Source organism: Microbacterium sp. (assembly GCF_047972865.1).
Lineage (GTDB): Bacteria > Actinomycetota > Actinomycetes > Actinomycetales > Microbacteriaceae > Microbacterium.
In genome coordinates, this window is record NZ_JBKEAY010000252.1 from 1 (window position 1) to 2,545 (window position 2,545).

The 2,545-nt window shown below is 70.6% G+C and carries 3 protein-coding genes; 2 read left to right on the plus strand and 1 reads right to left on the minus strand.

Annotated features, from left to right (window positions below):
• Positions 1 to 352 (plus strand): 50S ribosomal protein L9 (gene rplI, locus ACK5KK_RS15430; RefSeq protein ID WP_416890971.1); only part of this gene is annotated, 352 nt, incomplete at its 5' end.
• Positions 353 to 427: 75 nt separating this feature from the next.
• Here the strand turns inward: rplI and ACK5KK_RS15435 are convergent.
• Complete coding sequence (locus ACK5KK_RS15435) at positions 428 to 1,936, minus strand: aldehyde dehydrogenase (NADP(+)) (protein ID WP_416890972.1); 1,509 nt, start codon at positions 1,934 to 1,936, stop codon at positions 428 to 430.
• Between the two features lie 428 nt (positions 1,937 to 2,364).
• On the opposite strand from ACK5KK_RS15435, the gene ACK5KK_RS15440 reads away from it, so the two are divergent.
• Positions 2,365 to 2,545: DnaB-like helicase N-terminal domain-containing protein (locus tag ACK5KK_RS15440; protein WP_416890973.1), on the plus strand; the 181-nt coding region annotated here is incomplete at its 3' end.

Here is a 2,545-nt window from a genome sequence, read left to right on the forward strand (position 1 = left end):
GGGCTTCGCGGTGGCGTGGACCCGCGGCGGCGAGAAGCAGGTGGCATCCATCCGTGCCGCCCGCGACGCTCGCGCGATCCACGCCCACGAAGACGCCGTGGCCCTCAAGGACAAGCTGGAAGACGGGCGTGTGCGCCTCGAGGTCAACGCGGGCAAGGAGGGCCGGCTGTTCGGGTCGGTCAAGACCTCCGACGTGGTCGAGGCCGTGCAGGCCGCCGGCATCGGCGAGCTCGACAAGCGCAAGATCACCTTCCCGACCCCGATCAAGTCGGTCGGCGAGTACGAGGCCGTCGTTCGCCTGCGCGACGACGTGACCGCCGTGATCGCGCTGCTCGTGGTCGCCGCGAAGTAACCTCACGCGACAACGGAACGCCCCGGACCCACGAGGTCCGGGGCGTTCCGTTGTCCGGGGCACGTCAGGCTACGGTCAGCGCGCCGCGAGCTGCAACTCGCCGTCGACGCGACGGGGGACGTCGACCGGGCCGTCGCGCAGTTCGGCGGGCAGCACGTGGGCGGGAGCGTCCTGCCAGGCCAGCGGGCGCAAGAACCGGCGCATCGCGGTGACCCCGACCGACGTGTGCTGCGTGTTGGTGGCCGGCCACGGGCCGCCGTGGTGCATCCCCCACGACACCCGCACGCCGGTCGGGTAGCCGTTGTAGACGATGCGGCCGACGAGGTCGTGCACGCGCGCAGTGAACCGATCTATGGTCTCGGTCTCGTCGGGCTCGGCGTGCAGCGTCGCCGTCAGCGAGTCCGGGATCATGCCGAGAGCGGAATATACCTCGTCGAGCGACTCGTACCGCACCAGTACCAGGAGCGGTCCGAACGCCTCTTCGGCGACGGCGGGAGTGAGGGCGGCCGCAGCGATCTCCAGCACCGCCGGGGTGACGGTGAAGCCCTCGTCGCCGGGGCGGGCATCGAGCAGCACCCGGGCGCCGCCGTCGGCGACCAGCCGGTGCTGGATGCGGCCGAGTTCGTCGTGGATGCGGCTGTTGAGCAGTGCCTGCGGGGCGGCATCCCGGCCGCGCGCGACGATCCCGTCGACGATGCCGTCGGCCGATGCCGGCAGGAACGCGAGGCCGGGCTTGGTGCACAGTTGCCCCGCCGACCCGGTGAACGAGGTGAACAGGCCCGCCGCGATCTCGTCGCCGCGGGCGGCCGCGGCCGCCGGGGTGATCACGAGCGGGTTGAGGCTGGACAGCTCCCCGAAGAACGGGATGGGCCGTTCCCGTCGCTCGATGATGTCGAGCAGGATGCGCCCGGTCGACAGCGACCCGGTGAACCCAACGGCGGCGACCGTGGGGTCTGCCACCAGCGCGGCCCCGGCCCGCTGCCCGTACACGATGCCGATGAGCCCGTCCGGGGCGCCGTGGGCGCGCGCGGCGTGCTCCAGCGCGGCGTGGGAACGTTGTGACGTGAGCGGGTGCGAACTGTGCGCCTTGATCACGACGGCGTTGCCACCCGCGAGCGCGGAGGCGGTGTCGCCGCCGAGCGCGGAGAACGCGAACGGGAAGTTGCTGGAGCCGAACACGGCGACGGGACCGACCGGCACCAGCATCCGCCGCACATCGGGCCCGGGGCCCATGGGGGTGTCGTCGGCGTGGTCGATGATCGCTTCGAGGAACGCGCCGTCGTCGACGGCATCCGCGAAGAGGCGGAACTGGAACGCCGAACGGGTCAGCTCGCCGGTGAGCCGTGCCTCCGGCAGGCCGGTCTCGGCCATCGCCGTGGCGACGAGGCCGGCGCGGTCGGCGTCGAGGGCGTCGGCCAGGGCGCGCAGCAACCCGGCGCGCCACGACCGCGGCCGCGAGCGCACGGCACGGAGGGCCTCGTCGGCGGCGCGGGCGATCCCGGCGACGGCGCCGTCGTCGGTCGCGGTGATGCCGGTGTCAGCGGTGGCGCCGGTGCGCGGGTCGGTCGTGGTCAGCGTGGTCATGCGGTCTCTCCGATCAGGTCGCGGCGGGCGAGGTTCGCCATCCGTGCTCCGACGCCGAACGACCAGGGTTCCACGGTCTCACACCGGCGCGAATTCGGCCGATCCGGCAGGAATTCCCCCTTGCGTTGGAGGGGGTACTTGTGCACAGGCGGATGCCGATCGTAGAACCTTCAAGCGCGGCTTGAATCACATCTTTCCCCACAGGGTGGGGATACTTTATGACCTGATCAGTAGTGAATTTTGAGACCATATTGCCGACGCGTCGCGTAGTTCTCCACAGGTCTTGTACACAGCGGTAGCGGCGTTTCGCGCACGTTCTCCACATAGTTATCCACAGGGGAGTTTGCGGGTGTCGGAGCCCCTCCCTACCGTGTACTGCGGTCCTGAAATATCCCGATGAGGGGCCACAGCTGTGCGGAGGGCGTTGCATGTCGATCGCGGACATCTCGGAGGAGCGACTCGGCGGCCCCCGGACCCCGGAACGGACCCCGCCGCACGACATGCTCGCTGAGCAGAGCGCGCTGGGCGGCATGCTGCTGTCGGGCGATGCCGTCGCGGACGTGATCGAAACCCTGCGGGGCACGGATTTCTATGTCCCCAAGCATGAGC

Bases quoted from the DNA above. Each gene is read 5' to 3' on its own strand.
- ACK5KK_RS15435 (WP_416890972.1), bottom strand. From the start codon at position 1,936: ATGACCACGCTGACCACGACCGACCCGCGCACCGGCGCCACCGCTGAC.